Below are 4,009 nucleotides of genomic sequence, written 5' to 3'. Positions count from 1 at the left end.
ATCATTTGAAAAATCCGCCAAATCTTGACTCATCCAATTCACCCACTATTATCAAAAATATAGTACATCATTCATTTATATTAAACTTTTTGGTTACAATTCCTAGTCGCTGTACAGATTAAGAATGTTTTTCATATTGTTATTCCACTAACCTGCCCCGTTAGTGCAGCAAGAAAAAAGGATCGCCGCAGCAACCCTTTGTTAAGTTCAAGCACCCGTTAGCCATCCATGAAGCGCAAAAATCAGCGCTTCACCACAGAGAATGAAAATGGTCATTAACCGTCAATACTGATTCTACGGCTGGGAGAGGAGGTCGATGAACTATGGTGCGTTAGAGCCCATCCGTTAGTCTGACTCTACCGACCACGGTGCACCACTGACTGTCGCTCCCTTACGGGAAGCACACATGGTAGATTAATCCTATTCTGGTTGATGCACCAGCCTCTAATTATAACTATTGCCGTAGAAAGGATGTTTTCAATGGATGTAGTCATTGAAAGAGCATGCGGTATGGATGTCCATAAGGACAATATTACCGCCTGTATTATGACACCTAAAGGAAAGGAGATTCAAACGTTTTCTACTAAAACTGTATATCTATTACAGTTGGTTGACTGGATTAAACAACATAATTGTACCCATGTCGCCATGGAAAGCACGAGTGTTTATTGGAAGCCTATTGTGAATTTACTAGAAGCTGAAAATATTGAGTTTTTAGTTGTGAATGCCCAACATATGAAGGCAGTTCCAGGACGCAAAACAGATGTAAAGGATGCAGAATGGATTGCCAAGCTTCTTCGCCACGGACTACTCAAAGCTAGTTATATCCCTGATCGAAATCAACGTGAATTGCGTGAACTCGTTCGCTATCGTAGAAGTATTATTGAGGAGCGTGCCAGACAACATAATCGAATCCAAAAGGTGTTAGAAGGCGCGAACATTAAGTTGGGGTCGGTTGTTTCAGATGTGTTGGGTGTTTCAGCACGAGATATGCTTGATGCCATTGCCGATGGTGAAGAGGATCCTGAAAAACTAGCAAACTTCGCTCGACGCACCATGAAAAAGAAGAAAGAAGAACTGGAACTCGCTCTTAAAGGTTATATTAATTCGCATCAACGTCTTATGTTGAAAACCATTTTAAAGCATATTGATTTTTTGACTGAACAAATCGAAATGCTGGATCAAGAAGTGGCGGAAAGAGTAAGCACCCATCAAGAAGATATCGAAAAGCTAGATTCCATTCCTGGGATAGCTACTAGAATGGCTGAACAAATATTATCCGAAATCGGGACTGATGTTAAAAAACAATTCCCAACTGCCTCTCACATGTGTTCCTGGGCAGGTTTGGTTCCAGGGCAAAACGAGAGTGCTGGGAAAAGAAAATCAGCCAAAACCAAAAAAGGAAACAAATATTTGAGATCCGCATTAACGGAAGCAGCTCATTCAGTAAGAGGATCAAAGAACTATCTGGGAGCACTATATAGGCGTACCGCATCACGAAAAGGCAAGAAACGCGCAGGGATTGTCGTCGCTCATGCCATGTTGCGCATCTCTTATTATCTTTTAACCCGAAAAGAAATGTATGTAGACTTAGGCGAAGACTACTTTGATAAGCAGAGACAACAATCTATCGTTCGGCATTCACTTAGGCGACTCGAAAGTTTAGGATATACAGTAACATTAGAAGAACCTAAAGCATCTTAATCCAGTTACTTTCTAAACCATAGGATCCATGAATTTGGCGTTCTCCCCTTTTTTTAAAAATGAATGAGCTGCGTCCTCTTTAGTATTGCCTTTTTTTTGGGATTACAGAATTTTATTTTCATGGTAGTTTAAGTGCGATACTTCACAAACTTACTCAACAAAAAGGCAATGTCAATTAATTAAACATCGCCCAAATTACTTCTTGAAAAAATTAATCCTGTGTTCCTTTACGATTGCATTTATTTAATAATTGTTCTATCATATTATCAATGCATGTACATGCATATATTTTTGTGGGAGGGAAACTATAATGAAAACAATTAATTCTCCTTTTAAAGTTAAAGATTTACAACTTAAAAATCGAATTGTAATGGCACCAATGTGTCAATATTCTGTGGATAAAGAAGATGGAATACCAAACGATTGGCATTTTGTTCACTATGTATCTAGAGCTATAGGGGGTACAGGATTAATTATCATGGAAATGACGAGTGTAACCCCTGAAGGAAGAATTACGAATCAAGACTTAGGATTATGGGATGATGCTCAAATTCCTGCCTATAAGCGTATTGTATCCGAGGTTCATAAATATGGTTCAAAAATCGGTATACAAATAGCTCATGCTGGTAGAAAAGCTGAAGATGCAATCCAGCCTGTTGGACCATCTAAAATACAAGGTGAAGCCTTGCCCGAAGAAACAAAATATGGTGGACTTAAACAACCTCGTGCTTTAACAATTGAGGAAATTAAACAAACGATTGAGCAGTTTAGGAATGCTGCCAGAAGAGCAGTCGAAGCAGGCTTTGATACAATAGAACTTCATGGAGCACATGGTTATCTCCTACATCAGTTTATGTCTCCTAGTATTAATAATAGAAACGATCAATATGGTGAAGATTTATCTAAATTTGGTGTAGAAGTAATTCGCTCAGTGAAATCCGTCATGCCAGAAGATATGCCATTAATTATGCGAATTTCTGCTATTGAATATATAGAGGGTGGATATGGGTTAGAACATTCACTTCGTATTGCTGAAAAGTACAAATCAGCCGGCATAGATATTTTCCATGTTTCATCGGGAGGAGAAGGAGTTCCAGGTACCTTAAAACCTGGTAATTATCCTGGTTATCAAGTCCCTTTTGCCCGAGCCTTCAAAGAAAAACTAGGAATCCCTGTCATAGCTGTTGGCATGTTAGATAATCCGCAAGTAGCTGAGGCAACCTTATCAAATAATGATGCCGATTTAATTGCGGTTGCCAGAGGAATGTTAAATGATCCATATTGGAGTTTACATGCAATTAAAGATGTTACACTGAGTGTAAACCCGCCATTTCAATATAGTAGAGGAATTCGATAACAGGGAATGATGGATAGTATTTGAAAGGAGATTGCTATGAATCAACCTGACCAATTAATCCACACTTGGGTAAATTTTTCAAAATTCCATAATAGAATTACACAATCATTAGATTATTTACTACAACAAAAATACCATTTGGGTTTGAATGAGTTTTATTTAATGATGTTTCTGAATGAAAACAGTGAAAAGAAACTACGGTTATCGCAGCTTCAGAATATGATTGGTCTTAGCCAAAGTGCTTTATCCCGTTTGGTTTCAAGACTTGAACAACACTACCTTCAACCATTGGAACGAGCTAGTTATGTTGAGGATAAACGTAGTGTTTATGTTGTACTGACTCCGAGTGGTCAACAGCATATACGTAATATATTGAGTGAGGTAAATAGTATCTTACAACAGTCTCTTTCAGAAAAAGATATTAGTAACATAAGATTACTTGCTGAATAAAACCCCACACGAAACGCATTACTAAAGTATCTTCTAAGGAAGTTACTTTAGTAATGCATTTTTTCAAAACATTGGTGAGCTTAGTACGAGAGCCTGACTGTCCTGTGAGCATCTTTAACAGACTTTCTTATTTAACTAACCTGCTTACGTTAGTTGAAGAAGAAAATAAAATCTTTATTTTATAAATAAAAAAGAGAGCCTTAGCTCTCCAACAATCCGTTAACTTTTTGAATCTCCCCTTCAAATAACCTCATGTCCAACTCGTAATCATCATGACCATCAAATGAATCCAACATATCTTTTTCTTGATGTAATGTTATCAAATACTGCTCCAATGAAAACCCACCACTTTGGATTGTATTCTCAAACACAACTTTAAATCTGCTCATTTATTTCACCTCGACAGATAGTATTTCCAATACAATAAATGAAATTCGTATTTTATTACCAAATATAAATAGGACCATTTAGGTCCTTTTGGCTTCTTCAACTAACGCA

The 4,009-nt window shown here is 37.5% G+C and carries 4 protein-coding genes; 3 read left to right on the top strand and 1 reads right to left on the bottom strand.

The genetic code is table 11. The features are described 5' to 3' along the window. Positions 1-480: 480 nt before the first annotated feature. The 3 genes from ACSU6B_RS28805 (at position 481) to ACSU6B_RS28795 (ending at position 3,511) form a co-directional block, all read left to right on the top strand. The gene (locus ACSU6B_RS28805) at positions 481-1,704 is read left to right on the top strand and encodes an IS110 family transposase (RefSeq protein WP_410889883.1); all 1,224 of its coding nucleotides are present in this window, start codon (positions 481-483) and stop codon (positions 1,702-1,704) included. A 310-nt stretch (positions 1,705-2,014) separates the two neighbouring features. Beyond that, complete coding sequence (locus tag ACSU6B_RS28800; protein ID WP_410889881.1) at positions 2,015-3,061, top strand: NADH:flavin oxidoreductase/NADH oxidase; 1,047 nt, start codon at positions 2,015-2,017, stop codon at positions 3,059-3,061. A 36-nt stretch (positions 3,062-3,097) separates the two neighbouring features. Further along, complete coding sequence (locus ACSU6B_RS28795; RefSeq protein ID WP_410889879.1) at positions 3,098-3,511, top strand: MarR family winged helix-turn-helix transcriptional regulator; 414 nt, start codon at positions 3,098-3,100, stop codon at positions 3,509-3,511. Positions 3,512-3,711: 200 nt separating this feature from the next. On the opposite strand, the gene ACSU6B_RS28790 is transcribed toward ACSU6B_RS28795, so the two are convergent. Beyond that, on the bottom strand, positions 3,712-3,900 hold the full coding sequence (locus ACSU6B_RS28790) for a hypothetical protein (protein WP_342043891.1): 189 nt from the start codon (positions 3,898-3,900) through the stop codon (positions 3,712-3,714). Positions 3,901-4,009 lie beyond the last annotated feature (109 nt).

This window comes from Neobacillus sp. C211 (assembly GCF_051842875.1).
Classification (GTDB): Bacteria; Bacillota; Bacilli; order Bacillales; family Cytobacillaceae; genus Neobacillus.
The sequence above is the reverse complement of the archived record's forward strand: the minus strand, read 5'-3'. Positions and strand labels throughout refer to the sequence as shown.

What these genes read in the sequence shown, in the direction of transcription:
- ACSU6B_RS28805 (WP_410889883.1), top strand. Translation starts at nt 481, where the DNA reads ATGGATGTAGTCATTGAAAGAGCATGCGGTATGGATGTCCATAAGGAC.
- ACSU6B_RS28800 (WP_410889881.1), top strand. Translation starts at nt 2,015, where the DNA reads ATGAAAACAATTAATTCTCCTTTTAAAGTTAAAGATTTACAACTTAAA.
- ACSU6B_RS28795 (WP_410889879.1), top strand. Translation starts at nt 3,098, where the DNA reads ATGAATCAACCTGACCAATTAATCCACACTTGGGTAAATTTTTCAAAA.
- ACSU6B_RS28790 (WP_342043891.1), bottom strand. Translation starts at nt 3,900, where the DNA reads ATGAGCAGATTTAAAGTTGTGTTTGAGAATACAATCCAAAGTGGTGGG.